The organism is Pseudomonas sp. W17 (genome assembly GCF_040268305.1).
Lineage (GTDB): Bacteria > Pseudomonadota > Gammaproteobacteria > Pseudomonadales > Pseudomonadaceae > Aquipseudomonas > Aquipseudomonas protegens.
In genome coordinates this window covers 6,554,324-6,579,903 of sequence record NZ_CP158490.1, presented here as the reverse complement: position 1 = coordinate 6,579,903, position 25,580 = coordinate 6,554,324, and the positions used below count along the sequence as shown (strand labels likewise).

The 25,580-nt window shown below is 64.1% G+C and carries 29 protein-coding genes; 16 read left to right on the top strand and 13 right to left on the bottom strand.

Annotation, left to right across the window (positions count from 1 at the left end):
• Window positions 1-111 precede the first annotated feature (111 nt).
• From soxG to fdhA, 3 genes are all read left to right on the top strand, one after another.
• The gene (gene soxG / locus ABCR88_RS30330) at window positions 112-744 is read left to right on the top strand and encodes a sarcosine oxidase subunit gamma family protein (RefSeq protein WP_320335604.1); all 633 of its coding nucleotides are present in this window, start codon (window positions 112-114) and stop codon (window positions 742-744) included.
• Between the two features lie 148 nt (window positions 745-892).
• Entirely contained in the window at window positions 893-1,750 is an 858-nt protein-coding gene (purU, locus tag ABCR88_RS30325) for a formyltetrahydrofolate deformylase (RefSeq protein WP_011063899.1), read from the top strand.
• Window positions 1,751-1,920: 170 nt separating this feature from the next.
• Window positions 1,921-3,120, top strand: coding sequence for a formaldehyde dehydrogenase, glutathione-independent (gene fdhA, locus ABCR88_RS30320; RefSeq protein WP_350403798.1), 1,200 nt, complete (start codon window positions 1,921-1,923; stop codon window positions 3,118-3,120).
• A gap of 100 nt (window positions 3,121-3,220) precedes the next feature.
• On the opposite strand, the gene ABCR88_RS30315 is transcribed toward fdhA, so the two are convergent.
• The gene (locus tag ABCR88_RS30315) at window positions 3,221-3,493 is read right to left on the bottom strand and encodes a hypothetical protein (RefSeq protein ID WP_015637295.1); all 273 of its coding nucleotides are present in this window, start codon (window positions 3,491-3,493) and stop codon (window positions 3,221-3,223) included.
• 452 nt (window positions 3,494-3,945) lie between these two features.
• Here ABCR88_RS30315 and ABCR88_RS30310 point away from each other — a divergent pair, with 452 nt between their 5' ends.
• Complete coding sequence (locus ABCR88_RS30310; protein ID WP_015637294.1) at window positions 3,946-4,236, top strand: type II toxin-antitoxin system RelB/DinJ family antitoxin; 291 nt, start codon at window positions 3,946-3,948, stop codon at window positions 4,234-4,236.
• Window positions 4,196-4,516, top strand: coding sequence for a type II toxin-antitoxin system YafQ family toxin (locus ABCR88_RS30305; RefSeq protein ID WP_306766516.1), 321 nt, complete (start codon window positions 4,196-4,198; stop codon window positions 4,514-4,516). The genes ABCR88_RS30310 and ABCR88_RS30305 overlap by 41 nt, the downstream gene beginning before the upstream one ends.
• 63 nt (window positions 4,517-4,579) lie before the next feature.
• On the opposite strand, the gene ABCR88_RS30300 is transcribed toward ABCR88_RS30305, so the two are convergent.
• The 3 genes from ABCR88_RS30300 to ABCR88_RS30290 form a co-directional block, all read right to left on the bottom strand.
• On the bottom strand, window positions 4,580-5,143 hold the full coding sequence (locus ABCR88_RS30300; protein WP_015637292.1) for a hypothetical protein: 564 nt from the start codon (window positions 5,141-5,143) through the stop codon (window positions 4,580-4,582).
• 150 nt (window positions 5,144-5,293) lie between these two features.
• Complete coding sequence (locus ABCR88_RS30295) at window positions 5,294-5,968, bottom strand: anti-sigma factor (protein ID WP_041120151.1); 675 nt, start codon at window positions 5,966-5,968, stop codon at window positions 5,294-5,296.
• Window positions 5,965-6,567, bottom strand: a complete 603-nt coding sequence (locus tag ABCR88_RS30290) for a sigma-70 family RNA polymerase sigma factor (protein WP_232512126.1) — start codon at window positions 6,565-6,567, stop codon at window positions 5,965-5,967. The genes ABCR88_RS30295 and ABCR88_RS30290 overlap by 4 nt, the downstream gene beginning before the upstream one ends.
• Window positions 6,568-6,832: 265 nt before the next feature.
• On the opposite strand from ABCR88_RS30290, the gene ABCR88_RS30285 reads away from it, so the two are divergent.
• The 4 genes from ABCR88_RS30285 to ABCR88_RS30270 all read left to right on the top strand — a co-directional run bounded on the left by ABCR88_RS30285 (window position 6,833) and on the right by ABCR88_RS30270 (window position 9,850).
• Window positions 6,833-7,399, top strand: coding sequence for a DUF2780 domain-containing protein (locus ABCR88_RS30285; RefSeq protein ID WP_011063894.1), 567 nt, complete (start codon window positions 6,833-6,835; stop codon window positions 7,397-7,399).
• A gap of 138 nt (window positions 7,400-7,537) precedes the next feature.
• Window positions 7,538-7,966: a DUF350 domain-containing protein gene (locus ABCR88_RS30280; protein WP_011063893.1), complete on the top strand. Its 429-nt coding sequence runs from the start codon at window positions 7,538-7,540 to the stop codon at window positions 7,964-7,966.
• 10 nt (window positions 7,967-7,976) lie between these two features.
• Entirely contained in the window at window positions 7,977-8,696 is a 720-nt protein-coding gene (locus ABCR88_RS30275) for a DUF1190 domain-containing protein (protein ID WP_350403797.1), read from the top strand.
• Complete coding sequence (locus ABCR88_RS30270; RefSeq protein WP_350403796.1) at window positions 8,693-9,850, top strand: glutathionylspermidine synthase family protein; 1,158 nt, start codon at window positions 8,693-8,695, stop codon at window positions 9,848-9,850. Before ABCR88_RS30275 ends, ABCR88_RS30270 begins: the two co-directional genes overlap by 4 nt.
• Here the strand turns inward: ABCR88_RS30270 and ABCR88_RS30265 are convergent, their stop codons facing one another.
• Window positions 9,851-10,738 (bottom strand): acyltransferase, encoded by an 888-nt coding sequence (locus tag ABCR88_RS30265; protein WP_011063890.1) that lies wholly within the window; start codon window positions 10,736-10,738, stop codon window positions 9,851-9,853.
• 237 nt (window positions 10,739-10,975) lie between these two features.
• Between ABCR88_RS30265 and ABCR88_RS30260 the strand changes: the two genes are divergently transcribed.
• From ABCR88_RS30260 to ABCR88_RS30240, 5 genes are all read left to right on the top strand, one after another.
• Entirely contained in the window at window positions 10,976-11,476 is a 501-nt protein-coding gene (locus tag ABCR88_RS30260; RefSeq protein WP_011063889.1) for an ATP-dependent zinc protease, read from the top strand.
• Between the two features lie 59 nt (window positions 11,477-11,535).
• Entirely contained in the window at window positions 11,536-12,216 is a 681-nt protein-coding gene (creB, locus tag ABCR88_RS30255; protein WP_011063888.1) for a two-component system response regulator CreB, read from the top strand.
• Window positions 12,216-13,634: a two-component system sensor histidine kinase CreC gene (gene creC / locus ABCR88_RS30250; protein WP_041120145.1), complete on the top strand. Its 1,419-nt coding sequence runs from the start codon at window positions 12,216-12,218 to the stop codon at window positions 13,632-13,634. The genes creB and creC overlap by 1 nt, the downstream gene beginning before the upstream one ends.
• Window positions 13,635-13,725: 91 nt before the next feature.
• Entirely contained in the window at window positions 13,726-15,102 is a 1,377-nt protein-coding gene (gene creD, locus ABCR88_RS30245) for a cell envelope integrity protein CreD (RefSeq protein WP_325985312.1), read from the top strand.
• Window positions 15,095-15,265, top strand: a complete 171-nt coding sequence (locus ABCR88_RS30240; RefSeq protein WP_155246651.1) for a hypothetical protein — start codon at window positions 15,095-15,097, stop codon at window positions 15,263-15,265. Before creD ends, ABCR88_RS30240 begins: the two co-directional genes overlap by 8 nt.
• Here ABCR88_RS30240 and ABCR88_RS30235 read toward each other — a convergent pair.
• Entirely contained in the window at window positions 15,262-15,891 is a 630-nt protein-coding gene (locus tag ABCR88_RS30235; RefSeq protein ID WP_011063885.1) for a glutathione S-transferase, read from the bottom strand. The two genes, ABCR88_RS30240 and ABCR88_RS30235, sit on opposite strands and share 4 nt — an antisense overlap.
• A 100-nt stretch (window positions 15,892-15,991) precedes the next feature.
• On the opposite strand from ABCR88_RS30235, the gene ABCR88_RS30230 reads away from it, so the two are divergent.
• Window positions 15,992-16,444, top strand: a complete 453-nt coding sequence (locus ABCR88_RS30230; RefSeq protein WP_011063884.1) for a hypothetical protein — start codon at window positions 15,992-15,994, stop codon at window positions 16,442-16,444.
• Here the strand turns inward: ABCR88_RS30230 and ABCR88_RS30225 are convergent.
• The 7 genes from ABCR88_RS30225 to ABCR88_RS30195 all read right to left on the bottom strand — a co-directional run bounded on the left by ABCR88_RS30225 (window position 16,391) and on the right by ABCR88_RS30195 (window position 24,799).
• Window positions 16,391-16,579, bottom strand: coding sequence for a hypothetical protein (locus tag ABCR88_RS30225; RefSeq protein ID WP_011063883.1), 189 nt, complete (start codon window positions 16,577-16,579; stop codon window positions 16,391-16,393). The genes ABCR88_RS30230 and ABCR88_RS30225 overlap by 54 nt on opposite strands.
• Entirely contained in the window at window positions 16,576-17,697 is a 1,122-nt protein-coding gene (locus ABCR88_RS30220; RefSeq protein WP_325985310.1) for a PepSY-associated TM helix domain-containing protein, read from the bottom strand. The genes ABCR88_RS30225 and ABCR88_RS30220 overlap by 4 nt, the downstream gene beginning before the upstream one ends.
• Window positions 17,698-17,759: 62 nt before the next feature.
• Entirely contained in the window at window positions 17,760-20,219 is a 2,460-nt protein-coding gene (locus ABCR88_RS30215) for a TonB-dependent siderophore receptor (protein WP_350403795.1), read from the bottom strand.
• Between the two features lie 179 nt (window positions 20,220-20,398).
• Complete coding sequence (locus ABCR88_RS30210; protein WP_041120141.1) at window positions 20,399-21,376, bottom strand: FecR family protein; 978 nt, start codon at window positions 21,374-21,376, stop codon at window positions 20,399-20,401.
• The gene (locus ABCR88_RS30205) at window positions 21,373-21,891 is read right to left on the bottom strand and encodes an RNA polymerase sigma factor (RefSeq protein ID WP_011063879.1); all 519 of its coding nucleotides are present in this window, start codon (window positions 21,889-21,891) and stop codon (window positions 21,373-21,375) included. Before ABCR88_RS30205 ends, ABCR88_RS30210 begins: the two co-directional genes overlap by 4 nt.
• Before the next feature lie 269 nt (window positions 21,892-22,160).
• Window positions 22,161-22,868: a 3'-5' exonuclease gene (locus ABCR88_RS30200; protein ID WP_041120139.1), complete on the bottom strand. Its 708-nt coding sequence runs from the start codon at window positions 22,866-22,868 to the stop codon at window positions 22,161-22,163.
• Window positions 22,865-24,799, bottom strand: a complete 1,935-nt coding sequence (locus tag ABCR88_RS30195; RefSeq protein ID WP_183001121.1) for a putative nucleotidyltransferase substrate binding domain-containing protein — start codon at window positions 24,797-24,799, stop codon at window positions 22,865-22,867. The genes ABCR88_RS30200 and ABCR88_RS30195 overlap by 4 nt, the downstream gene beginning before the upstream one ends.
• Window positions 24,800-25,057: 258 nt before the next feature.
• Here ABCR88_RS30195 and ABCR88_RS30190 point away from each other — a divergent pair, with 258 nt between their 5' ends.
• Window positions 25,058-25,504 carry a response regulator gene (locus ABCR88_RS30190; RefSeq protein WP_015637278.1) on the top strand — a complete coding sequence of 149 codons (447 nt, stop codon included), beginning with the start codon at window positions 25,058-25,060 and terminating at the stop codon, window positions 25,502-25,504.
• Window positions 25,505-25,580: the final 76 nt, after the last annotated feature.

Here is a 25,580-nt window from a genome sequence, read left to right as displayed (position 1 = left end):
GCTTGCCGGCGAAGGCGGCCTTAGGGCCGGCACAAGGCCCAAGCGCCTCTTCGCCGACAGCCGCCTCCCCACAGGGCTGGCGTTATCAACAGAATTCAGGACAGGTGCTCTATGACCGCAGTCAACGTTTACCAACAGCGCCCTACCAGCGGGGCCAAGGCCGAGTCGTCGTTGCACCACGCCGACCTGCCGAGCCTGGTGGGCAAGGGCCGCAAGAACGCCGGGGTGACCCTGCGCGAGAAAAAACTCCTCGGCCACCTGACGATCCGTGGCGACGGCCACGATCCGGCCTTCGCCGCCGGCGTGCACAAGGCCCTGGGCATCGAACTGCCGGGCGCCCTGAGCGTAGTGGTCAAGGGCGAGACCAGCCTGCAATGGCTGGGCCCGGATGAGTGGCTGCTGATCGTGCCCAGCGGCGAAGAGTTCGCCGCCGAGCAGAACCTGCGGGCCGCCCTGGGCGACCTGCATATCCAGATCGTCAACGTCAGCGGCGGCCAGCAGATTCTCGAATTGTCCGGGCCCAACGTGCGCCAGGTGCTGATGAAGTCCACCAGCTACGACGTGCACCCCAACAACTTCCCGGTGGGCAAGGCCGTGGGCACGGTGTTCGCCAAGTCGCAACTGGTGATCCGCCGTACCGGCGAAGACACCTGGGAGCTGCTGGTGCGCCGCAGCTTTTCCGATTACTGGTGGATGTGGCTGCAGGATGCCGCGGCCGAATATGGCCTGAGCGTCCAGGCCTGAACCCAGCTTGGCTTGGTAGGAGCGAGCTGGCTCGCGAAGGATGGATTTTCCGGAAGACCACAGCGCCCTTGGATTTTTCGCGAGCAAGCTCGCTCCTACAGAGAATCGACCGCGCTGCGGTTGCCCCAACGAACAGGAGTTATCCCGCATGAGCCGCGCCCCCGATACATGGATTCTCACCGCCGACTGCCCCAGCGTGCTCGGCACGGTGGACGCGGTGACCCGCTTTCTGTTCGAGCAGGGCTGCTACGTCACCGAGCACCATTCCTTCGATGACCGGCTCTCGGGCCGTTTCTTCATTCGCGTGGAGTTCCGCCAGCCCGATGGCCTGAACGAGCAGGGTTTTCGCGAGGGCCTGGCACAGCGGGCCAAGGCCTTCGAGATGAACTTCGAACTGACCGCGCCGCACTACCGGCCGAAGGTGGTGATCATGGTCTCCAAGGCCGATCACTGCCTCAACGACCTGCTCTACCGCCAGCGCATCGGCCAGTTGCCCATGGACGTGGTGGCGGTGGTGTCCAACCACCCGGACCTCAAGCCCCTGGCCGACTGGCACCAGATTCCCTACCACCACTTCCCCCTCGATCCCAACGACAAGCCGTCCCAGGAGCGCCAGGTGTGGCAGGTGATCGAGGACTCCGGCGCCGAACTGGTGATCCTTGCCCGCTACATGCAGGTGCTGTCGCCGGAGCTGTGCCGCAAGCTCGATGGCAAGGCCATCAACATCCACCACTCGCTGCTGCCGGGCTTCAAGGGCGCCAAGCCTTATCACCAGGCCTACAACAAGGGGGTGAAACTGGTGGGAGCCACGGCGCACTACATCAACAACGACCTGGACGAAGGCCCGATCATCGCCCAGGGCGTGGAAGTGGTGGACCACAGTTACTACCCCGAAGACCTGATCGCCAAGGGCCGGGACATTGAAGGCCTGACCCTGGCCCGGGCGGTGGGTTATCACATCGAGCGGCGGGTGTTCCTGAACGGCAACCGGACGGTGGTGCTCTGATGATTCCCGGGGCTGCTGCGCAGCCCTTCGCGAGCAAGCTCGCTCCTACAGGCGTTGCGCCTGTTCGCGCGAAAGCGATTTTGAAAACGAAACAGCATCTGTACCCGAGCAATCCACGTGTTTCCCCTTTGGGTTACGCGGTTCCATAACAACAACAGCGAGGTGAAAGCATGTCTGGTAATCGTGGTGTCGTGTATCTGGGCAGCGGCAAGGTCGAGGTACAGAAAATCGACTATCCAAAAATGCAGGACCCGCGCGGCAGGAAGATTGAGCACGGCGTCATCCTGCGCGTGGTCTCCACCAACATCTGCGGTTCGGACCAGCACATGGTCCGTGGCCGTACCACCGCCCAGGTCGGCCTGGTGCTGGGCCATGAAATCACCGGCGAAGTCATCGAGAAGGGCAGCGACGTCGAGAACCTGAAGATCGGTGACCTGGTGTCGGTGCCGTTCAACGTCGCGTGCGGGCGCTGCCGCTCCTGCAAGGAACAGCACACCGGGGTCTGCCTGACCGTCAACCCGGCTCGCGCCGGTGGTGCCTACGGCTACGTCGACATGGGCGACTGGACCGGTGGCCAGGCCGAGTACGTGCTGGTGCCTTACGCCGACTTCAACTTGCTGAAACTGCCGAATCGCGACAAGGCCATGGAGAAGATCCGCGACTTGACTTGCCTCTCCGACATCCTACCCACCGGTTATCACGGCGCCGTCACTGCTGGCGTTGGCCCGGGCAGCACCGTTTATGTGGCCGGTGCCGGTCCGGTCGGTCTGGCGGCCGCCGCTTCTGCGCGCTTGCTGGGGGCGGCGGTGGTGATTGTCGGCGACGTCAACCCGGTGCGCCTGGCCCACGCCAAGGCCCAGGGTTTTGAAATTGCCAACCTGTCCAAGGACACCCCGCTGCACGAACAGATCGCCGATTTGCTTGGTGAGCCGGAAGTCGACTGCGCAGTGGACGCCGTGGGCTTCGAAGCCCGTGGCCACGGCCATGCCGGTGCTCAGCACGAAGCCCCGGCCACCGTGCTCAACTCGCTGATGGGCGTGGTGCGGGTGGCGGGCAAGATCGGCATTCCCGGCCTGTACGTCACCGAAGACCCGGGCGCGGTGGACGCCGCGGCGAAGATGGGCAGCCTGAGCATCCGCTTCGGCCTGGGCTGGGCCAAGTCCCACAGCTTCCACACCGGCCAGACCCCGGTGATGAAATACAACCGCCAACTGATGCAGGCCATCATGTGGGACCGCATCAACATCGCCGACGTGGTGGGGGTTGAAGTCATCAGCCTCGACGACGCCCCGCGCGGCTATGGCGAGTTCGACGCCGGCGTGCCGAAGAAATTCGTCATCGACCCGCACAAGCTGTTCAGCGCTGCCTGAGGACAGTCAGCCTTTGGGTTGAAGCCTGTCAGTCACTTAAAACGCCGCCTTCTCTTGCCGAGAACGCGGCGTTTTTTCTTCTGGGGGGAGGCACTTTCAATCAGGCGATCAGTGTGGCGCACAAGCGCCGTCCCAGCACATCCATCAGGTCGCAGCCATCGCGCAAGGGAATGGCGCAGAGCTGGGCCAACTCCTGGGCCAGTACCGGGTCCTTGCCCAGGGCATCGCTCAAGGCCAGTTGCTCCAGCACCTGGGTCACGGCGCGGATACGGAAGGCGGCGGCTTCATGGAGCACGTCCAGCGGCGCCTGGGTATCGATCAGTAGAGAGGGAATGTTGCAGTCGTGGCCGGTGATCGGCATGTAACGGTTCATTCGATAACACTCCTGTGTCGTCTTCCTGAATGCCGCCACTCATTTGTCGCCAAGCATTGGGTGGCAGCTGTACGCAGGTTGGCGAACCGGAGACACAAGAACCCGGCAGACCCTAAGGTCTCCCGCGCACAGCTGCCATGAAGCAACGGATGCGCATGCGCTCACGTTTTCCACTGTGTGCGGAAACCGTGTACGCCTTGTATCTAACGGGTCGCCAAACCCGGTCGCCATCTGGGCGACCGGCGGACTATAAGCCGCCGGCGCAGGGGCGGCAAGGCGTCGGGTGGTTGATGTCTTGCAGAAGGTTTCGTCCGCTGTGGCGTCGCTGAACGTGCATGAGGTCCTGTTTACGAGTCCGGTCCACTGAAATCGGTTGACCGCAAAGAGTCGACCTCGCAGAATGGAAAAACGTAGCCACAATGTAGCTACAAATAACGAATAGAGGTGATACCTTGGCTGCATTACTGAAAACCACTGACGTGCGTTGCCGCATAGACGAGGATTTGAAGGTCAGTGCCACCGCTGTGCTCAATGCCTGTGGGCTGAGCCTGAGCGAGGCCATGCGTCTTTTCCTGCGTCAGGTTGTGGCCGTGCAGGGGCTGCCTTTCGAAGTGCGTGTCCCATCGGAGAAAACCGCTCGAGCCATGGCGCAGGCGCGTGAGATTCGTCGTCAGTACGACTCGATTGACGACATGTTGAGGGATGCTGATGGCGAAGCCGGAGAGGAACCCAAAGCGCGCTGACCTGCCCAGGCAATGCGCACAAACGCCGGAGTTTAAAAAGTCCTGGGAGCGCTATCGGCGTGCAGGGCGTCGTGACATGCACGAAGTGCGCAAGGTCATGGTGCTGCTGTTCCTGGGGGAGCCGCTACCGGCGCAGTATCTCGATCATGCGCTGAAGGGGGAGTGGGACGGTTTCAGGGAGTGTCATATCGGTGGCGATTTTCTGCTGATTTATGACGTGGCCCGAGCCGGTCTTGTGACCTTTGTCGACCTGGGCAGCCATGCCGAATTGTTCAGATAGCCTAATGCAGATTGTACAAACCCGCCTATTGGCGGGTTTGTGTTGCCCGCCAATCAAGCCTGATCAATAGCCTCTACCCGGGTAGTCGAACCAGTGTTCGCCACTCAGGATTTCCTTTATGTCGGTCTCGGCCAGGATGCCTGGCGCATCCCGCTGGAAGCGCGAGCGCCACTGGGGCAGCCACCAGTAGTTCAGCGCCGTGCCTCTTGGTATCAGCACCAGGGTCAGGACGGGGCGGTCCATGGCGCCGCGTTGGTACAGCTGGTGGCTGCGGTCCATGAGGTCCAGGTAGTAGTCGAGGGGCAGGGACAGCATCAGGGCCGTGGTATGCACCTTTTCCGTCTGGGTTCGCTCTGGGTCCTGCAGCAGGTTCAGGGCTTCGCAGTAGTAACGCTCGGGTTGGCGGGCGAACGCCTGGGCCTCGGCAACGCCAAGAATGCCCAAGGCACTGCCGTCGTCGCGCCAGTCGGCTCCCTGGCGATCGCTGAAGTGCTGGCGGATGAAGCCGGTCAGGGGGCCCGGGGGCGTGTCGGCGCATTGGCTGCTATCGACCGGGGTGCCGATTCGCCAGAGCAAGACGGCGATTGCCAGGGCCAGCAGGAGACCGCTGTAGAGCGCAGCTTTCATAAGAGTCCGTTCGATGGATGGCGCCAGGCGAGGCGGGGGCTTGCATGGCAGGCAAGGGCCTGCCTGCAAGGACGCGGCGGGGGGCCTGGGCGCGGAGTTTACCCTGACGGCGTTCGCGGGCAAGCCCGTTCCTGCGGCAGCAGGTGCCTGTTACAGCGCCGCCAATTGCCCCTGGTACAACACCGGCCCGGTGGGTTGCCCAGTAGGTGAGCCGCCGTGGGGCTCCAGGCTCACGGCCAGGGCGATCGGGGTGCCCAGCAGTTCGCGTTGGGCCGGGCTCAGGTTGATCTTGCCTTGGCCGCCTACCGGCACCACGCCGAGGGAAATAGGCTTGCCATCGGCAGGAATCGCCCAGAGTTCCAGGCTGCGATCCAGGCCGACTGCGGCCAGGGTCAAGGGTTCGACTTGCAGGTACTGGGCATGGGCCTTGATCCGCAGGGCCGGTTGCTGGTCGGCGCTGAGCAGGGTGGCGCTGTAGCGCACCCGATCGCTCTGCTGGATAAAACCGATGTACAGGGTCGCCAGCACGGCGCAGGCGGCAATCGCCAAGCGCAGGCGCATCCACAGTGGATTTTTCTTCGGCACATGCAGGACCTGGGGTTCGATGCGCGCCTGGATACCCTCCCAGACTCGTTCGGGCACCAACTCTTCAGGCAAGGCGTCGGTCAGGCTGGCGAGGCTCTCCTGCCACTGCGCCAGTTCCTCACGCAGGGCCGGGTCGTCCAGCAGGAGCATGTCGAAGCGCCGGCGCGCGGCGCCCTGCATCAGGCCGATGGCGTAGTCGGCGGCGAGGGCGCGGCGCCGTTCGGGGGTTCGATAATTCATGATTCAAGGCACCTGCGCAGGCGTTCCATGCCGCGGCGGATCCAGGACTTGACCGAGCCCAGGGGGGCGGCCAGCTGCTCGGCCAGTTCCGAGCAGGACAGGCCCTGGAAGTAGGCCACGGTGATGGATTGGCGTTGCATGCCCTCCAGGCTTTCCAGGCAGCGGTTCAGGGCCCGGGCCTTGCGGGCGCTGTCCAGTTGGTCGTGGGCTGAAGGGCTTTGATCCTCCAGCTGTTGTTCTTCGAGTTCGCCCAGGGGCCGTTCGCGCTGTTTGCGCAACTGGTCGATGGCCTGGTTGCGGGTGATGTTGATCATCCAGGTCAGGGGGGCGGACAGGTGCGGCTGGTAGCGCACGGCGTTGTTCCAGATGCGCACGAAGCTTTCCTGCAGCACCTCCTCGGCCAGGTCGCGGCGGCCCATGAAGCGCAGGGCCACCCCATTCAGGCACGGGGCAACGCTGCGGTACAGGGTTTCGAAGGCGCGGCGATCGCCCAGTGAGCACTGGGCCAGCAAGTGCCGCAGTTGATCGGGGTCGAGAGCGGAAATGGCGGTTCTCCAGGCAGGTGGCAAATGAATGGACCACGGCTGGCAACGGTCGATCCAGCCAGAGGGTAGTCCAGGGTGGGCGGTTGTTCCATTCACGGGTTGCGACCTCCTGCTACGGCCGGTGCCGATGTGCCTGCGCCGGTCGTCGTTGCTGCATATACGCAGAGCGGCGAGCCGTGGATGCGTGATTCTCGACTAAAATCCACAGGGTGCGGGCGCCGCTGCGTCACTTTCGGAACATTCGCCCGATGCTTCAGTCAAAAGGCTGTTTTCCAGCCATCCGAACACGGGTGGTTTCCTGCCCCATGAGGTTGTTTCGATGAATATTCCACGCGGTTTCGCCTTGGCTACCCTGATGACCCTGGCAGCCGGTTCGGCCCTGGCCGGCGGTTTCAGCCTGAACGACGCGGCCAATGCCATTTCCGGCATGCAGGGCGGCGACAAGGCTGCCGCCGCGGCCCCCACTTCCCAGACCGCCGGCCTGCTCGGAGCCCTGGGTTCGCAACTGAATGTCACTCCCCAGCAAGCCATCGGCGGTACGGGCGCCATGCTTGGCCTGGCGAAGAACCAGTTGAGCAGCACCGACTATTCCCAGTTGAGCAAAAGTGTCCCGGGCCTGGACAAGCTCTCGGGCAGCAACGCCCTGGGCAGCCTGGGTGCCCTGAGCGGCCTGCTGGGCCAGTCGTCCGGGCAGACCAAGGGCCTGGACAGCGCCTTGGGCGACGTCAAGGACACCAATGACCTGAACAACGCCTTCGGCGCCCTGGGCATGGACAGCGGCATGATCGGCCAGTTTGCGCCGGTGATCCTGCAGTACCTGGGCCAGCAGGGCGTTGGCGGCTCCCTGCTGCAAAGCCTGAGCGGCATCTGGGGCGTGGCCAAGTAGCGCGCTCCGGCCCCGGCGCCTGGCGCGCCGGGGCCCTCCCAGTTTCCTGCAATCCTGGTCTTTACCTTTCCCGGAGTTTTCGCCGAATCGGGCCTGTGCTATATCTCGCGCCCCGTTTTCCAAGGAAGCTTGAACGCGATGTTCATGGATGCACTGAAGATGTCTCTGCCCGCCGATGCGGTGCTCGGTTTCATGCTCTACATGCTGGGCGCGGCCCTGGTCTTTGCCCTCTATGCGTTCATCTATACGCGCCTGACCCCCTATAACGAATTCGCCCTGATCCGCGAGGGCAACAGCGCGGCTTCCATCGCCCTGTCCGGTGCCTTGCTGGGTTTTGCCATTCCGGTGGCCAGCGCTATTTCCCATTCAATCTCGATCATCGACTTCCTGCTCTGGGCCGGCATCGCCGCGGTGGTGCAGCTGCTGGCGTTCTTTGTGGTCAGCCTGATCCTCAAGGGCCTGTCCCAGCGCATTGCCAGCCAGGAGTACGCGGCGGCGATCCTGGTGGCATCGGTTTCTGTCGGTGTCGGCCTGCTGAACGCGGCCTGCATGACTCCTTCGGTCTGAGGGCGCGGCCATGAAACGCAGCAAGAGCGTGCGCCTGGTGTTGCTGGGCAGCGTGCCGTTTGCCCTGGCCGCCTGTGACGGCCAGCCCCAGGCGACCCGGGAAGTGCGCCAGACCCAGAATTTCAGCAGCGTCAGCGAATGCGAACGGGCACAGATTCCGTCCGCCATTTGCCAGGCCGCCCGCGATGACGCCCGCGAGCGTGGGGAGCGTGTGGCCCCGCGTTACCTGGACCTGCAACGTTGCGAGGAGGATTTCGTCACCGCCAACTGCATGGTCTCGCGCGATAACCGAGCCTATGTACCGATTTCCAGCGGTTTTGCCCTGACCTCCCAGCGCACGGTGCCGGACAAGCCCGAAGAAGAACAACAGACCAGCTCCAGTGGTGGTGGTGGTGGTGGTGGTGGTGGTGGTGGTGGTGGTGGTGGTGGTGGCTCCAGCTCGGGCTCGCGCTTCTGGCGCTGGATCGGCCTGGATTCGACCCCTGAACCGCGCTATTTCAGCGAGGCCCTGTACAAGCAGCGCGATGGTCGTGGCGGTACCCAGCTGAGCACCCTCAGCCAGCAGGTGGAGGCCGGCAAGACCTTCTCCGGCGCCAGTGGCGGGCGCTTCGGGATATCCAGCCCGGAACACTTCACCAGCGCCGGCAACCCGCTGGCCGGCGCCCATGAAGTGGTCAGCCGCAGCGGCTTCGGTTCCTCCAGCCGCAGCAGTTGGAGCTTCGGTTCTTGAAGCGCATCCCCAGCACCCCGCGTGCGGACTGGCAAGCCACGGCGGAGCAACTGGGTTTTGCCTTCCACACCTTCGACGGTGAGCCTTACTGGGACGAGTCGGCCTACTACCGCTTCAGCCTGCGGCAGATCGAGGACGACCTGGAAGACCCGACCCAGGAACTGCACGAGCTGTGCATGGCCCTGGTGGCCGAGGTGGTGGACAGCGAGGAACTGCTGGAGCGCCTGGCTATCCCTGCGGCCTTTCATGAGTTGATCCGCCAGTCATGGAAGCAGGGCGACCCCCACCTCTATGGGCGCATGGACCTGTGCTACGACGGCACCGGCCCGGCCAAGCTCCTGGAAACCAACTACGACACGCCGACCTCGCTGTACGAGGCGAGCTTCTTCCAGTACGTCTGGCTCGAACAGCAGATGCAGCGCGGGCAATTGCCGGCCGGCTGCGACCAGTTCAACAGCATCGAGGACAAGCTGCTCCAGGCCTTCGTCCAGGGCGGCTTCAAGTCGCCGATGCACTTTGCCTCGGTCAGGGATTCGCTCGAAGACCGCGGCACGGTCGAATACCTGCGCGACATTGCCCGTCAGGCTGGCCTGGGGACGCGGTTGCTCGACATCGAGGACATCGGCCTGAATGCCGGCGGGCGTTTCGTCGACCTGCTGGGCACCCCCATCGACAGCCTGTTCAAGCTCTACCCCTGGGAGCACCTGTTCAACGAAGCCTTTGGCCCGGCCATTGCCGGCAGCCGCACGCAGTTTGTCGAGCCCCCGTGGAAAGCCATTCTCTCCAACAAGGGCGCGCTGGCCCTGCTCTGGGAACGGCATGCGGGGCACCCGAACCTGCTGCCGGCGTTTATCGACGACGACCCCTCCGCCAGCCTGGGCCCGGGCTGGGTGCGCAAGCCGTTCTTTTCCCGAGAGGGCGCCAATGTGGAAATCTGCACCGAAGGCGGCGAGCATTTGATCGAGGCCGGGCCCTACGGCGGCGGGCCCTGCATCCGCCAGCAGTTCCACCCCTTGCCGGTGTTTGCCGGCAACCACACGGTGATCGGCAGTTGGGTGATCGGGGACCAGCCGGCGGGTATCGGCATTCGTGAGGACAACTCGCCGATCACCAAGGACAGCAGCCGCTTCCTGCCGCACGTGATCAGCGATTGATCAGCGGCTTTCGCCCAGCAACTCGCTGATGCGCTGGTCCTTGTCGGTCCACAGCCGGTTGACCCAGTCCTGCACCTGCTGGCGGAACGCCGGGTCGTTTTCGTAATCGCCCTGCCACAGCGCGGGGTCCAGTTCGCGGGTGCGGATGTCGATGATCACCTTGGGCACGCTGCCGCAGATCAGGTCCCAGAAACCGGGAATGCGTTCCTGGGGATAGACCACGGTGACATCCAGCATGGCGTCCAGCTGTTCGCCCATGGCCGCGAGGACAAAGGCCACGCCGCCAGCCTTGGGCTTGAGCAGATGCTGGAAGGGCGAGCCCTGCTGCTGGCGCTTGGCCGGGGTGAAGCGGGTGCCCTCCAGGTAGTTGACCACGGTCACCGGCTGGCGCTTGAACAGCTCGCAGGCAGCCTTGGTGATTTCCAGGTCCTTGCCTTGCAGTTCCGGGTGCTTGGCCAGGAAGGCCTTGCTGTAGCGCTTCATGAAGGGGTAGTCCAGGGCCCACCAGGCCAGCCCCAGGAACGGCACCCAGATCAGTTCCTTCTTGAGGAAGAACTTGAAGAACGGCGTGCGCCGGTTGAGGGTCTGGATCAGGGCCGGGATGTCGACCCAGGATTGGTGGTTGCTCACCACCAGGTAGGAGGTGTCGACCCGCAGGCCCTCGCCGCCGCGTATGTCCCAGCGGGTGGGGATGCACAGGGCGAAGATCAGCTTGTCGATCTCGGCCCAGGTCTCGGCGATCCACATCACCGCGGCCGAGGCGTAGTCACGCAGGCGCCCGGGCAGGACCAGCTTGAGCAGGGCGAACACCATCAACGGGCCGAACAGCACCAGGGTGTTGAGCAGCAGGAGCAGGGTGACGAAACAGCCGGTGAGCAGGCGGCGCATAAGGCACTCTTTGCAATCTTTTGGGCGCGCCATGATAAGCAGCTTCGGCGGGCAGGCCAAATTCTAGTGTGCTGACGAATGTTTCACCTGGGGGCGGGTAGGGTGGGTGGCAATTGGCTGGGGTGTCTATCGGGGCCCTTTCGCCGGCAAGCCGACTCCTACGGGGCTCGGGTAGAACCAATTCGTTGGCAGCGGTCTAAAATCCCGCTGCCCACTTTCTTCAAGGAATCCACCGTCGTGAAATCTGTCCTTGCTCTTGTGTCTCTGTTGGCGCTGCCGGTGATGGCTGCCGAGCCGACCCTGTATGGCCGTTACGAATACATCCGCCTGCCGGAAATCGGCGAAACCCTGCAAGCCAAGATGGACACCGGGGCCCTGACCGCTTCGCTGTCGGCCAAGGATATCCAGACCTTCACCCGCGATGGCGAGGACTGGGTGCGCTTCCGCCTGGCCACCAAGGACGCTGGCAGCAAGGTCTACGAACATAAGGTGGCGCGCATCAGCAAGATCAAGAGCCGTTCCGACGAGGACGATGACCGGGAAGAGCCGCAGGCGGCCAAGCGCCCGGTGGTGGAACTGGAAATGTGCCTGGGCAACGTCAAGCGCACGGTGGAGGTCAACCTCACCGACCGCAGCAGCTTCAACTACCCGCTGCTGATTGGCGCCAAGGCCCTGCGCGAATTCGGTGCGGCGGTGAACCCGGCGCGGCGTTATACCGCCGATAAACCCGACTGCTGATTGACGACTTACCAGGCATCCGGCACCGTTCGCCCACTGAATTTGCGTGCTTGGATGCCATGCCCCATATCCTGATTGTCGAAGACGAAGCGGCGATTGCCGACACCCTGATCTTTGCCCTGCAAGGCGAAGGCTTCACTACCACCTGGCTGAGCCTGGGCCGTGCGGCCCTGGAGCATCAACAGGCGAGCCCGGCGGACCTGATCATCCTCGACATCGGCCTGCCGGATATCAGCGGCTTCGAAACCTGCAAGCAACTGCGGCGCTTCAGCGAGGTGCCGGTGATGTTCCTCAGTGCCCGGGACGGCGAGATCGACCGGGTGGTGGGCCTGGAAATCGGTGCCGACGATTATGTGGTCAAGCCCTTCAGCCCGCGGGAAGTGGCGGCGCGGGTCAAGGCGATCCTCAAGCGCATGGTCCCGCGGGTGGCTCCCGAGGCGGTCGCGGCGTTGTTCGTGATTGACCCTGAGCGGGTGCAGATCAGTTACCGTGGCCAGCCCCTGAGCCTGACCCGGCATGAGTTCCGCCTGCTGCAATGCCTGCTGGAACAGCCCGAGCGGGTGTTCAGCCGCGAGCAGTTGCTGGACGCCCTGGGGGTAATGGCGGATGTGGGCTACGAGCGCAACATCGACAGCCATATCAAAAGCCTGCGGGCCAAGCTGCGCCTGGTGGCGGCCCAGGCCGAACCGATCCAGACCCATCGCGGCCTGGGCTACAGCTACAGCCCGAGCCACGCCTGATGACCTTGGGGCTGCGGATCTTCCTGGTCTATTTGCTGTTCATCAGCCTGACCGGCTATTTCGTGCTGAGCACGGTGATGAAGGAGATCCGTCCCGGGGTCCGCCAGTCCACCGAGGAAACCCTGGTGGACACCGCCAACCTGCTGGCGGAGATCCTGCGGGATGACTTCAAGGCCGGCACCCTCAGCGAGAACCGCTGGCCGCAGCTGTTGCGTGCCTATGGCGAGCGGCAACCGGCGGCGACCATCTGGGGCCTGCCGAAGAATCAGGTCAACCACCGCATCTACGTGACCGACGCCAAGGGCATCGTGGTCCTGGATTCCAGCGGCCTGGCGGTGGGCCAGGACTATTCGCGCTGGAACGACGTGTACCTGACCCTGCGCGGCCAGTACGGCGCGCGCTCGTCGCGCTCGCTGGCCGACGATCCCAACTCCTCGGTGATGCACGTGGGTGCGCCGATCCGCGACAACGGCCAGATCATCGGCGTGGTCACTGTGGCCAAGCCCAACAGTTCCCTGCAGCCCTATGTCGACCGCACCGAGCGGCGCCTGCTGTGGTACGGCGCCGGGCTGATCGCCATGGGCCTGCTGTTCGGTGCCTTGCTGTCCTGGTGGCTGAGCGCCGCGCTGCGGCGCATGACCGCCTATGCCCTGGCGGTCAGCGAAGGGCGCCGGGCCGAGTTGCCGCACTATCGCGGCGGTGAAATGGAGCAGTTGGCCACGGCGGTGGAACACATGCGCACCCAGCTCGAAGGCAAGGCCTACGTCGAGCGCTACGTGCATACCCTGACCCACGAACTGAAAAGCCCCCTGGCGGCGATTCGCGGGGCGGCGGAGCTGCTGCAGGGCGAAATGCCCCTGGAACAGCGCCAGCGTTTCGTCGGCAATATCGACAGCGAAAGCGCGCGCATGCAGCAGTTGATCGAGCGCCTGCTGAACCTGGCGCAGGTGGAGCAGCGCCAGGGCCTGGAAGAGCAGGTGAATGTGCCCCTGGCGCCGTTGTGCAAGGAGCTGCTGAACAGCCAGCACGGGCGTATCGAAGGCAAGCAACTGCAGGTGGAACTTCGGGTGCCGGCGGACCTGGCCTGGTCCGGCGAGCCGTTCCTGCTGCGCCAGGCCCTGGGCAACCTGCTGACCAATGCCCTGGACTTCAGCCCCGTGGGCGGCCTGTTGCGTTGCAGCGCGCAACCTGTGGAGGAGGGCGTGGAGCTGGTGCTGTTCAACCAGGGCGAGCCGATTCCGGACTATGCCCTGCCGCGCCTGTGCGAGCGGTTCTATTCCCTGCCGCGCCCGGACAGCGGACGCAAGAGCACCGGCCTGGGGCTGAACTTCGTCGAGGAAGTGGTGCAGTTGCATGGCGGCCAGATGCGTATCGATAACGTTCCGGGCGGGGTGCAGGTGACCTTGCGCCTGCCCTGAGCGGGGATTCTCCACAGACTCTCCACATTGCTTCCATAAAACCCCCATAGCCGCGTTCCAGACTCTCTCCCATTCGAACCGGGAGAGCCTCATGAACCGCAACCTGACCTTCAAACTCGGGGCCATTGGCCTGTTGATCCTGCTGTTGCTGATACCGCTGCTGATGATCAGCGGCCTGATCAGCGAGCGCCAGAGCCTGCGCGACGGCGTGCTCGACGATATTGCCCGCAGCTCCAGCACCCAGCAGCAGATCCGCGGCCCGGTGATGGTGGTGGATTACCGCAAGACCGTGCGCACCTGGAAGACCGACGAAAAGACCAAGAAGCGCTATCAGGAAATCGGCGAGGAGCAAGGGCGCATGTTCTTCCTGCCGGAACACTTCGAGCTGGACGGCAAGGCCCAGACCGAGCTGCGTGCCCGGGGCATCTACGAGGCTCGGCTGTTCCACGCCGACAATCACATCAGCGGCCATTTCGCCGTGCCCGAGCAATACGGGATCAAGGAAGATTTTGCCGACTACCAGTTCGACCAGCCCTTCCTGGCGGTGGGCATCAGCGATATCCGCGGCATCGAGAACGCCCTGCAACTGCAACTCAACGGCCAGACCCTGGACTTCGCCCCGGGCACCTTTGTCAGCTGGCTGGATGAAGGCGTGCATGTGCTGCTGCCGCCTTTGGACCTGAAAAAGAACACCCGCCTGGATTTCGCCTTCGACCTGCGCCTGCAGGGTACCGGCCAGTTGCAGGTGCTGCCGGTGGGCAAGACCAGCAAGGTCCTGCTGACGGCCAACTGGCCGCACCCGAGCTTTATCGGCAACTACCTGCCGGTGCAGCGTGAAGTGACCGAGCAGGGCTTTTCAGCCATCTGGCAGACCTCGTTTTTCTCCACCAACCTGGAACAGGCCATGGAGCGTTGCGCATTCGGCACGCAATGCCAGGACTTCAACGGCCGCAGCTTCGGCGTGAGTTTCATCGACCCGGTGGACCAGTACCTGAAGAGCGACCGGGCCATCAAATACGCCTTGCTGTTCATCGGCCTGACCTTCGCCGGCTTCTTTCTCTTCGAGGTACTCAAGAGCCTGTCGGTGCACCCGATCCAGTACGGGTTGGTGGGCGTGGCCCTGGCGTTCTTCTACCTGTTGCTGCTGTCGCTATCGGAGCACCTGGGCTTTGCGCTGGCCTATGGCATATCAGCGGCAGCCTGTGTGGGGCTGATCGGCTTCTATGTCAGCCATGTGCTGCACAGCTGGCGTAACGGCGCGCTGTTCGCGATCGCGCTGGCGGCCTTGTACGGCCTGCTCTATGGCCTGCTCAGCGCCGAGGATTACGCGCTGCTGATGGGCTCGCTGCTGCTGTTCGGGCTGTTGGGCGTGTTCATGGTGCTGACCCGCAAGCTGGACTGGTATGGCATTGGCCAGCGCAAGGCAGCGCAGCCTTTGCAGTTCGATCTGGAGGCCGTCCATGAGTAGGTCATTGGGTTTGCGTGAGGATCAGCGCCAGCGGGAGCATCTGGCGCAGCGCATCGGCCAGTTGTTTCCGCTCGATGCCTGGTGGCTGGTACGCCAGCAAGCCATGCCCCGTGCTGCAGGAGCCGGCTTGCCGACGAAGAGGCCCGATCGCCTGACCGATTAGACCGGCGGCCGGGTCGCCAGCATCGACGGGCGCTGGCTGATCTCGAAGTACCAGGCGGCCAGCTGGGGATGGTCCTGACGCCATTCCAGGTCGGGGTGGCGGAAATCCAGGTAGCCCAGGGCGCAGGCAACGCTGATGGCGGCAATATCGAAGTGGCTGGCCAGTTCGGCAATCGCTTCGGCTTCCAGCACCGCCAGGGCTCGGCGGATCTTGTCGCGCTGGCCGTCGAGCCACTGTTCCCAGTGTTTTTCCGGGGCACGCAGGGCCAGCTCGTAGCGCACCAGTACCGAGGCGTCCATGATCCCGTCGGCCAGGGCCGCGAGCGTCAGGCGCCGCCAGCGGGCCGAGCCGTCCCGGGGGATCAGCGGGTTGCCGACGTGCTGCTGGTCCAGGTAGTCGAGGATTACCCGGCTGTCGTACAGCACCTGGCCGTTGTCCAGGCGCAGGGCGGGGATCTTGCCCAGGGGGTTGTCCTGGTTCAGCGCGGCGTCCGGAGCTACCGGGCTCAACTGGCTGGCTTGCAGGGCGACCCGGTTCAACTGCCCGGTTTCATGCAGCAGCACCATGACTTTGCGTACGTAAGGTGATGCCGGGTTGTGGAACAGCGTCATGCTTGGGGTGGACATGAATATTCCTCGCGGGTGGAAGTCTCGCAGCCCGGGGATCTTAGCGCAGCCTGTGGCATTGGCCACAGGGGCGATTGGCGATACAGACGAGGAGTGATGAGTGCGCAGGTCCTATCTTCTACACGGGTTGTACAGCCTGGCCCTGACCCTGTTGGGCGCGCTGGCGGTGTATCTGGCCTTGCAATACGAGTTCCGCCGCAAGGGCGAAGGGGAGCCGGAGCTGGTCATGGCGTTCGCCTACATGGCCTGGTACTGGGCCCTGCCGGCACTGGCCCTGCCGGGCCTGGGCTGCGCACTGCTGGCCTGGCGCGGGCCCGACCCGGTGACCCAGCCCTGGCGTTGGAGCCTGGCGGCCAGCTATGTGCCGCTGCTGGGGCTGGCGTTGTTCAGCGTGCTGGTGGCCATCGAGGCGCTGCTGGAAAATCGCCTGTTCATCCCGGTGATGCTGATCGGCCTCGGGCTCTCGATGTACCTGTGGCGTGGTTTCCCGGCGCCAGGTTCAGGCCGCCGGCTTGCGCCGCAACAGGCCGCGCAGGGCGATCAGCGTCGGTAGGCCCAGGCCCAGCCAGCTCAGGCTGTCCCAGGCCCCGTCTCCCAGTAGCGCCGCGAACAACCCGGCGGCGCAGAGCAGGCCAATGCCCAGGGGCGCGGCGAAGACCTTCCAGAAGTTCGATTGCCGGGGTTTCATGGGCGCACCTGCGGCATCGACTTGCCGGCTCGCCGGCGGGCTAGCCACAGGTACAGGCCGCTGCTCAGGACAATGATGGTCAGCACGTCCATCGCCGCCCACAGCACCTTCATCGGCATGCCGCCGTAGTCGCCGAAATGCAGCGGCTGGGACATGCCCATGGCGTCCATGTACCAGGGCCGCCCGGCCACGGCGGTGACCTGCAGGCTACTGGCGTCGATCAGCACCGGGGTCAGCAGGTGCGAAGTCAGGTGGCTGCTGCCCTTGAGGAACACCGCGTAGTGATGCTCGCTGGAAAAGCGTGTGCCGGGGAAGGCGATGAAGTCCGGCTGCATGCCCGGGGCGGCTTCCCTGGCGATATCCAGCAGGCGGCTGGCCGGCGCCAGTGAGGTCAGTGGCGGCGCGTCGCGGTAGGGCGCGACCATGGCGCTGAGGCTGTCGTTGCGCCAGGCGGCGATGATCAGGTCGGCACAAGCGCTGATCACGCCGGTAACGCCCACCACCAGGGCCCAGGTCAGGGTTACCACGCCGATCAGGTTATGCAGGTCGAGCCAGCGCAGGCGGCTGGACTTGTCCTGGCGCACCGTGGCGAACTTCAGGCGGCGCATGAACGGCAGGTAGAGCACCGTGCCGGAGATGATCGCCAGCACGAAGAGGATGCCCATGAAGGCCAGCAGCAGCTTGCCTGGCAGACCGGCGAACAGGTCCACGTGCAGGCGCAGCATGACCATCATCAGCCCGCCATTGGCCGAAGGCATGGCCACGGCCTCGCCGGTGCGGGCGTCGAGCATGAAGGTGTGGGAGGCGTTGGGCTCGGTGCCGGCGGTTCTGGCCATGATGGTCATCACGCCATTGGGTTCGTCCTCGTCCCAGCCGAAGTACTGCATGACCTCACCCGGGCGATGAGCCTCGGCGGCCTTGACCAGCTGTTGCAGGTCCAGGTGCGGGGTGTCGGCGGGCATTTGCCGCAGCTCGGGGGAGTCCCCCAGCAGGTGGTCGATCTCGTGGTGAAAGATCAGCGGCAGGCCGGTAAGCGCCAGCATCAGCAGGAACACCGTGCAGATCAGGCTGGTCCAGGTGTGGATAAAGGACCAGCGGCGGATTGTCTTGCTTTTCATCAAGGCTCCAACAGGCAAAAGGGCCGCGGTTCAGGCGGCCCTTGGGTGAGGGATTTCCCTTCTTAGAATTTGTAATTCACGCTGGCCATGACGTTGCGGCGGTCGCCGTAGTAGCAATAGGTACCGTCGCAGGTCGACATGTATTCCTTGTCGAATACGTTGTTGGCGTTGAGGGCTACGCTGGCGCCCTTGAGCGAGTTGTCCAGGCGGCCGAGGTCGTAATGCACCGCAGCGTCGTAGACGGTATAGGCCGCGGTATCGCCGTCGGATTTGCGGGCTACATAGGCCAGGTTGCCTGCCGGAACGTTGTTGGTCTCGCCGATGTAGCGGGCTCCGAAGCCTACGCCGAAACCGTCCAGCAGCCCGTTGTGCCAGGTGTAGTCGGCCCAGATCGAGGCCTGGTTTTCCGGGGTCAATGGCAGCGGACGGTTCTTGTCCTGAGGGTCGCCGACCTTGGTCATCTTGCTGTTGGCGTAGGTATAGGCGGCCGTCAGCTTGAGGTTCTCATTGACGTTGCCCACCGCTTCCAGCTCGAAGCCGCGGACCTTGGCCTCACCCAGTGGGCGGCTGACGCCCAGGCTGTCGGTGAGGACGATGTTCTGCCGGGTCAGGTCGTATACCGCGGCAGTGAACAGCATCTCGCTGCCCGGAGGCTGGTACTTGAGGCCCAGTTCGTACTGCTTGCCAGTGCTGGGTTCGAAGGCCTGGCCTTTGGCGTTGCCGCCGGGCTCGGCCTGGAAGGATTCGGCATAGGAAATGTAGGGGGTGAAGCCGGAGTCGAAGACGTAGCTGAGGGCTGCGTTGCCGGTGAAGGCGTGATCGTCTCGCTCGTCGTGGGGCTTGTTGGTGATGTTGTAGAACCTGGAGTCGGTGTGCAGCCAGTCCTGGCGTCCGCCCAGGGTCAGGCGCCAGTTGTCCAGGGCCATCTGGTCCTGGACATAGAGCCCGGTGCCCTGGCGCTTCTGGTTGTAATCGTTGTAGGCAAAGTAGGCGACTTTGCTGAAGTCCTGGCCGTAGATCGGGTTGATGATGTTGCTGGTGGGCGCTTCACCGTACAGCCACTTGTAGTTGGTGTTGACGCGCTGGTGATCCAGGCCCAGCAACAGGGTGTGCTTGAGCTCACCGGTGTTGAAGTCGGCCTGGAAGTTGTTGTCCACGGCGAACTGGCTGATGTCCTCGTTGACGATGTTGGCGCCACGGCGCACGGTGCCGTCGGCACTCACTGCCTGGTCGGGCTTGTTGGGCCAGAAGCTGCCACCGGCGGTGATGCCCTGGAACGACAGGTCGCTCTTGGTGTAGCGCAGGTTCTGGCGGAACTGCCAGACGTCATCCAGGCGATGCTCGAACGCGTAACCCAGTGCGTAGTAAGTCTTGTCGTAGTATTCCCAGCTCGGGTCGCCAAGGTTCTTGTGGTACTTGATCTCGCCTGCCGGGCTCGCCAGCTTGGTGCCCTGCAACGGCAGGAACTGGCTGGTGATGCCGGTATCGTCGCGGTTGAACTGGCTGAGGAAGGTCAGCTTGGTGTCTTCGTCGATATTCCAGGTCAGGCTGGGGGCCAGGTTGTAGCGCTTGTCCTGGTTGTGTTCGATGGCGGTGTTGCTGTCGCGGACCACGCCGCTGACGCGATACAGGAAGCGTCCCTGGTCATCGATGGGCCCGGTGCTGTCGAAGCTGATCTGCTTGCGCTGGTAGCTGCCGATCTGCAGTTGCACTTCGTGGCTGCTGCTGTCCTCCGGACGGCGGCTGACCATGTCCAGCAGTCCCCCGGGCGGTGTCTGGCCGTAGACCGAAGACGCCGGGCCACGAAGCAGGGCCACGCGCTCCAGGTCCCAGGTTTCCAGCTTGGGCATGGTGTAGGTGCCTTTGGGCAGGGGCAGGCCATCGAGGAACTGGGTAGGTTCGAAGCCCCGCACTTTCAGCCATTCGGCACGGCTGTCGCTGCCGTAGCTGCTGGCGGTGACGCCGGGCATGTAGCGCACGGCATCGTCGAGGTTCTGCACCGCGCGGTCGCTCATCTGCTCACGGGTAGCCACTGAGATGGAGCGGGGCACTTCGCGCAGTTCGGTATCGGTCTTGGTGCCGACGGCCGTGCGTTTGGCCATGTAACCCTCAACCGGTCCCCAGGCCGTTTCATAACTGCCCTGGCCAGTGATATTGGTTTCCGGCAAGGCCACCACGCCGTCGGGGATGGTCACCAGGCTGTAGCTGCCGGCATCGCTGTGTTCAAGCTGCAGGCCGGTGCCGCGCAGGGCTTCACGCAAGGCGCCCGGGGCATCGAACTGGCCCTTGACCGGGGCCGAGGTCTTGCCCGCCGCCAGGGACGGATTCAGGCTCAGGGCCAGGCCGGCCTGGCTGGCGATCTGGTTCAGGGTGCTGGCCAGGGGCGCGGCCGGCAGGTTGTAGGCGCGCACGCTGGAAGATTGTTCGGCAGCCATCAGCGCCGGGCTGGCCAGGGGGGCGCTGAGGGCGATGGCAACGGCCAAGAGACTGGGGCGCAACAGGGTGTCTAGCGGGCGGGGCATACGGCGGCTCCTGAATGGAAATGTTTCGCAATTGCCTAGGTGCCGGACGAGATTGGAAAAGTGATAGGGCGAATTGAAAATAATTTAGATTTAGATCGGTCGGGGTGGTTCGCTGGCAAGCCTGCTCCTACGGGATCGGTGTAGGAGCCAGCTTGCTGGCGAAGGCTGCGACACCAACCTCAGCGCTTGGCGTCGGCCTTGGCCACCACCGTCACCCACCAGGCGGTGTGCCGCTCGATCTTCACGGGCAGGGTCGGCAGCAGGGCATTGAGCGCCAGGTCGGTGTCCTGCAGCGGGAAGCTGCCGGTGATGCGCAGGTCGGCCACTTCCGGTGCGACGCCCAGGTGACCACGGCGATAACGGCCCAGCTCATCGATCAGGTCACCGAGGCGGGCGTTGTCCACCACCAGCATGCCCCGGGTCCAGGCATCGGCGCCCAGGTTCAGGGCCTGCAGCGGGCCTAGGCCGTCACGGCGCATCAGCACTTGCTGGCCTTCCTTGAACACCTGCTCGTCCTGGCCGGCTTCCGGCCGTGCCGCCACCGCCGATTGCAGTACCCCGAGGCGGGTGCCCTGGTCTTCACGCTTGACCAGGAACCGTGTGCCCAGGGCGCGCATTCGGCCGTCGCGGGTTTCGACGATGAACGGCCGACTGTCGTTGTGCCCGGTCTCGATCAGGATCTCGCCTTCCTGAAGCACGATCCGCCGTTGCTTCTCATCGAAGCGCACATCCAGCGCACTGTGGGTATTGAGGTTGATCACCGTGCCATCGACCAGGCGCAGGGTGCGCTGCTCGCCGGTGGCGGTGCGCTGGTCCGCCAGCCAGTAGTCCACCGGCAGGTAGCGCTCCCCGGCAAACAGCGCCAGACCGCCGAACAGCACGATGCTGGCGACCCCGCGCCCCAGCTTGCGTACGCGCCGGCGCAGGCCTTCGCGCGATTGCAGCAAGGCGCTGCGGGCCGGGCCGGTGGCCACGCTGAAGTGCTGGTCGAGCATGCCCAACTGGCGCCAGGCGCGGGCGTGTTCTTCATGGGCTGCGTGCCACTTGGCAAACTCTTCGCGCTCCACGGCACTGGCGCCGCCATCCAGCGACAGCTGCCAGGCGATGGCGGCATCCAGCACCTGGGCCGACACCGGCTTGGAACTCATGGGGGTCATAGCGGCTCCCCGTACAGGGCGATGTAGCACTGGCGGATGCCCTGGGCCAGGTATTGGCGCACCCTTGGCACCGAGACCCCCAGGCGTTCGGCGATCTCGGCGTGGCTCAGGCCGTCGAGGCGGTTATAGAGGAAGGCCATGCGCGCCTTGCTGGAGAGCTTGCCCAGCAGGCGGTCGATGGCCTTGAGGTCTTCGAGGATCATCTGCTGTTCTTCGGGCGACGGTTGTTCGCCTTCGGGGATCAGCATCAGTTCGCTGAGGTAAGCCTGTTCCAGCGCGGCGCGCCGGAAATAGTCGAACAGCAGACCCTTGGCGATGGCCACCAGAAACGCCCGCGGCTCCCGGGGCGCCTTGAGTTCGTCGCGGCCCAGCAGGCGCACGAAGGTGTCCTGGCTCAGGTCCTCGGCCCGCTGGCTGCAGGCAACGTTGCGCCGTAGCCAGGCCAACAGCCAACCACGATGGTCGCGATACAACGCACCAACCAGCTCATTGTGAGGGCTTTGGACTGACGACAACGGAACTCACCAATCGAGAAGTTTAAACTAACGAGAATTATTCGCGATTGTGGCAGAGGCGAAACAGTGGCGCAATTGACGCTGGTCGGCTGCCTTGTGGCTGAAAGAGGGTGGGTGCCCAAGACAAGGAGCCAGTTGTGTCGAGGGAACTGGCTCCCGTTGGCGTGCGCAGCACGCCCAAGGCGTTGTATCTGTTAGATCCAGTACTCAGGTTCTACGGCCGCTGCGCGGCCAAGCGGGAGCAAGCTCCTTCGCCACAATGTGGTGGCTCAGAACGAAGGTGCCTGCTGCCGGCGTTTCCACTGGCCCAGGCGCTGTTGCAGGTTCAGCGGGCTGTGGATCTGCTGCTGGCGGGCGCGGTTGAACAGGATCAGCGCCAGCTCCGCGGTGGCCAGGGCATCGGCCGCCGCGTTATGCCGCTCCACCACTTGCAGGTTGAACCAGCGCACCCAGTCGTCCAGCCCGGCTTGGCGGATCTGGGCCTGGGGACACAGCAGCGGCGCCATGTCCGCCACATCGAGGAAGCTGTGTTGCAGGCGGTAGCCCAGGCTGTCCTTCAGCGCCCGGCCGAGCATGTGCTGGTCGAACGGGGCATGAAAGGCCAGCAGCGGGCTGTCGCCGACGAACTCCATGAAATCCAGCAGGGCCTCCACCGGATCACAGCCGGCAGCGATGGCGCTGGGCCCCAGGCCGTGGATCAGTACGCTGGGGCTGAGCTTGTGGCCCTCGCGTTGCAGGGTGCGCTCGAACTGCTGGCTGAAGTCGATGGCACCGTCTTCGATCACCACCGCGCCAATGGACAGCACCTGGTCGCGGTTGAGGTTGAGGCCGGTGGTTTCCACGTCCACCACTACCCAGCGCTGCTCTCGTAGGCTGCTTTCATTCAGCTCGGTGAAGGCCGGTAGCCGATCGCGACGCTGTTGCTGCTCGGCGCTCAGCAGGCTGACTGCGGGGCGGAACCAGGCAAACAGGCTCATAGCTGGTACCGCAAGGCCAGGCTGCTTTGCAGGCGCTGGGCCTGGCGCAGGGATTCACGCAGGATGCGCCGGTCCAGGTGGTTCAGGCTGTCCGGGTCGACCCGGTTGGAATAGGGCTGGTTCTCCCGGGTCTGGCGCTGGTGCTGCTGCATGCGGGTCTGCTGGATGAAGTGATAGGCCTCTTCATAGGCGGCGCCGTCCAGGGGCTCGATCACTTGTTTGGACACCAGCTGGCGCAGGCGCTCCAGGGTATTGATCGCGCCGATGCCGTTGGCCAGGGCCAGTAGACGGGCACCGTCGACGAAGGGGGTGAGGCCCTGGACCTTGAGGTCCAGGGTGGCCTTTTCGCCATTTTTCCTGGCCAGCACGAACTCGCGAAAACGCCCCACGGGCGGGCGCTGGCGCAGGGCGTTTTCCGCCATCATGCGTTGGAACAGACGGTTGTCCGCCACCTGGTCGAGGATGCCCCGACGCAGTTGTTCGGCGCTCTGTTCATCGCCCCAGACCACCCGCAGGTCGAAATAGATGCTCGAACCCAGCAGGTTTTCCGGGGTGGCCTCACGGATGAAGGCCGCGAAGCGCCGGGCCCATTCAGCACGGGACAGGCACAACTCGGGGTTGCCGGCCATGATGTTGCCCTTGCACAGGGTGAAACCGCACATGGCCAGGCTCTGGTTGATCTGCTGGGCGATGGGTAGCAGCTTGCCGCGGATTTCTGCCGCGTGGGCCGCGTCCCGGGCCTCGAACAGGATGCCGTTGTCCTGGTCGGTGTGCAGGGTCTGTTCGCGTCGGCCTTCACTGCCAAAGCACAGCCAGCTGAAAGGCACGCCGGGGTCGCCCTTGTCGGCCAGGGTCAGTTCGATGACCCGGCACACGGTGTGATCGTTGAGCAGGGTGATGATGTGGGTGATCTGGGTCGAGGAGGCGCCGTGGGCCAGCATGCGCTCCACCAATTGGCCAATCTCGCCCCGCAGCGCCACCAGGTGTTCGACCCGGGGCGCGTTGCGGATGGTCCGCGCCAGGTGCACCAGGTCGACTCGCTGCAGGGAAAACAGATCGCGCTCGGAAACCACGCCGCACAGGCGCTGTTCTTTCACCAGGCAGACGTGGGCGATATGCCGCTCGGTCATGGCGATGGCGGCGTCGAAGGCGCTGTGGTCCGGGCTGAGGAAGAACGGCGCCTGGGTCATGTGCTGTTCGATGGGCTGGTTGAGGTCCTGGGTGCCGTCGGCCACCACCTGGCGCAGGTCGCGCAGGGTGAAGATCCCCAGCGGGGCCTTGCGTTCGTCCACCACCACGATGCTGCCTACCTGCTGCTCATGCATCAGCGCCACGGCTTCGCGCAGCGGCGTCTGCGGTGAGCAGGCCACCGGATGACGCATGGCCAGCTCGCCCAGGCGGGTGTTCAGGGAATACTGGGTGCCGAGGGTTTCCACGGCTTTGTGTTTGACTTGCTGGTTGACCTGGTCCAGCAGGCTGCTGACTCCACGCAGGGCGAAGTCGCGAAACTCCGCGGACAGTGCGAACAGCTTGATGAAAGCGCCCTTGTTCAGTTGCAGGCAGAACGTATCTTCGGCGGCGCGATGCTCGGTGCGGGTCGCGCGCTCGCCCAGCAGCGCGGCCAGGGGGAAACACTCGCCGGAAGTGATTTCGAAGGTGGTCTCGGTGCTGCCCTTGGCGGCGTGTGTGCGTTCGCCCACCACGCGGCCCTGCTTGACGATATAGAAGTGCTCAACCGGGCCGTCGGCCGGCTTGATGATGCTGTCGCCGGGGCCGTAGAAGCGCAGTTGGCATTGTTCTACCAGGTAGGCCAGATGCAGCTGCTCCATCTGGTTGAACGGCGGGAACCGTTGTAGGAACTGCACGGTCCCCTGGATGTTCTGCAACACCGCGGTCTTCCCGGCCTGGGTGAAGGCGTCCGCTTTACTCATAACGATTACCGCAGTCTTTTTGGATTTGTTGTGGTCGGATCACGGCATGGTCGGCTGCAACGTCTGGGGTGCCCATTGGACGTAAGTCTAGGTAGCGCCCCAGGGGCCGGACATTTGGCTTTGAAGCGTCGGCAATCAATGCGAAAAAGCTCTGATCAAGACTCTTGGCAATTTTTCCGACGAAGTGCACATTGGAGGCCTGCTTAGCGATGTCTGACCACTGTGCTAGGGGATTGATCTGTTCATGTAGAGAAATGTATGCCCGACCACGATATTTTGAGTGACGCCGAGCGCGAGGCCCTGAGTGCGGTCATGCTGGAACCGGATCTGCCGCCCCAGCGGGTGCTGATCGCCGATGACGACAAGGATGCACGGGAGCTGCTTGCGGAGATTCTTGGCCTGGATGGCATCCGTTGCATCACGGCGGCCAGTGGCAAGGCCGCACTTGAGTTGCTTGAATCGAATAAATCCATCGGCCTGTTGATCACCGATCTGCGCATGGCGCCCTGCAATGGCCTGGACCTGATCCGCCAGGTGCGTGAATCGGAGCGGGCGGCGCTGCCGATCATCATCATTTCCGGCGACGCCGATGTCCGCGATGCCATCGCCGCCATGCACCTGAGCGTGGTGGACTTCCTGCTCAAGCCGATCGACACCACCAAGCTGCTGGCCCTGGTCAAGCACGAGCTGGGCGTGGTGCTCTAGCCGATCCCTTGCCACACAGGCGAAAAAAAGCCCCGGCCTTGCGACCGGGGCTTTTTTAATTACTGCTGGTTACGCG

Excerpts from the sequence above, each read along its gene's own strand:
- soxG (WP_320335604.1), top strand. The coding sequence starts at position 112 with ATGACCGCAGTCAACGTTTACCAACAGCGCCCTACCAGCGGGGCCAAG.
- purU (WP_011063899.1), top strand. The coding sequence starts at position 893 with ATGAGCCGCGCCCCCGATACATGGATTCTCACCGCCGACTGCCCCAGC.
- fdhA (WP_350403798.1), top strand. The coding sequence starts at position 1,921 with ATGTCTGGTAATCGTGGTGTCGTGTATCTGGGCAGCGGCAAGGTCGAG.
- ABCR88_RS30315 (WP_015637295.1), bottom strand. The coding sequence starts at position 3,493 with ATGAACCGTTACATGCCGATCACCGGCCACGACTGCAACATTCCCTCT.
- ABCR88_RS30305 (WP_306766516.1), top strand. The coding sequence starts at position 4,196 with ATGCTGATGGCGAAGCCGGAGAGGAACCCAAAGCGCGCTGACCTGCCC.
- ABCR88_RS30300 (WP_015637292.1), bottom strand. The coding sequence starts at position 5,143 with ATGAAAGCTGCGCTCTACAGCGGTCTCCTGCTGGCCCTGGCAATCGCC.
- ABCR88_RS30295 (WP_041120151.1), bottom strand. The coding sequence starts at position 5,968 with ATGAATTATCGAACCCCCGAACGGCGCCGCGCCCTCGCCGCCGACTAC.
- ABCR88_RS30285 (WP_011063894.1), top strand. The coding sequence starts at position 6,833 with ATGAATATTCCACGCGGTTTCGCCTTGGCTACCCTGATGACCCTGGCA.
- ABCR88_RS30280 (WP_011063893.1), top strand. The coding sequence starts at position 7,538 with ATGTTCATGGATGCACTGAAGATGTCTCTGCCCGCCGATGCGGTGCTC.
- ABCR88_RS30275 (WP_350403797.1), top strand. The coding sequence starts at position 7,977 with ATGAAACGCAGCAAGAGCGTGCGCCTGGTGTTGCTGGGCAGCGTGCCG.
- ABCR88_RS30265 (WP_011063890.1), bottom strand. The coding sequence starts at position 10,738 with ATGCGCCGCCTGCTCACCGGCTGTTTCGTCACCCTGCTCCTGCTGCTC.
- creB (WP_011063888.1), top strand. The coding sequence starts at position 11,536 with ATGCCCCATATCCTGATTGTCGAAGACGAAGCGGCGATTGCCGACACC.
- creC (WP_041120145.1), top strand. The coding sequence starts at position 12,216 with ATGACCTTGGGGCTGCGGATCTTCCTGGTCTATTTGCTGTTCATCAGC.
- creD (WP_325985312.1), top strand. The coding sequence starts at position 13,726 with ATGAACCGCAACCTGACCTTCAAACTCGGGGCCATTGGCCTGTTGATC.
- ABCR88_RS30240 (WP_155246651.1), top strand. The coding sequence starts at position 15,095 with ATGAGTAGGTCATTGGGTTTGCGTGAGGATCAGCGCCAGCGGGAGCAT.
- ABCR88_RS30235 (WP_011063885.1), bottom strand. The coding sequence starts at position 15,891 with ATGTCCACCCCAAGCATGACGCTGTTCCACAACCCGGCATCACCTTAC.
- ABCR88_RS30225 (WP_011063883.1), bottom strand. The coding sequence starts at position 16,579 with ATGAAACCCCGGCAATCGAACTTCTGGAAGGTCTTCGCCGCGCCCCTG.
- ABCR88_RS30220 (WP_325985310.1), bottom strand. The coding sequence starts at position 17,697 with ATGAAAAGCAAGACAATCCGCCGCTGGTCCTTTATCCACACCTGGACC.
- ABCR88_RS30215 (WP_350403795.1), bottom strand. The coding sequence starts at position 20,219 with ATGCCCCGCCCGCTAGACACCCTGTTGCGCCCCAGTCTCTTGGCCGTT.
- ABCR88_RS30210 (WP_041120141.1), bottom strand. The coding sequence starts at position 21,376 with ATGACCCCCATGAGTTCCAAGCCGGTGTCGGCCCAGGTGCTGGATGCC.
- ABCR88_RS30200 (WP_041120139.1), bottom strand. The coding sequence starts at position 22,868 with ATGAGCCTGTTTGCCTGGTTCCGCCCCGCAGTCAGCCTGCTGAGCGCC.
- ABCR88_RS30195 (WP_183001121.1), bottom strand. The coding sequence starts at position 24,799 with ATGAGTAAAGCGGACGCCTTCACCCAGGCCGGGAAGACCGCGGTGTTG.
- ABCR88_RS30190 (WP_015637278.1), top strand. The coding sequence starts at position 25,058 with ATGCCCGACCACGATATTTTGAGTGACGCCGAGCGCGAGGCCCTGAGT.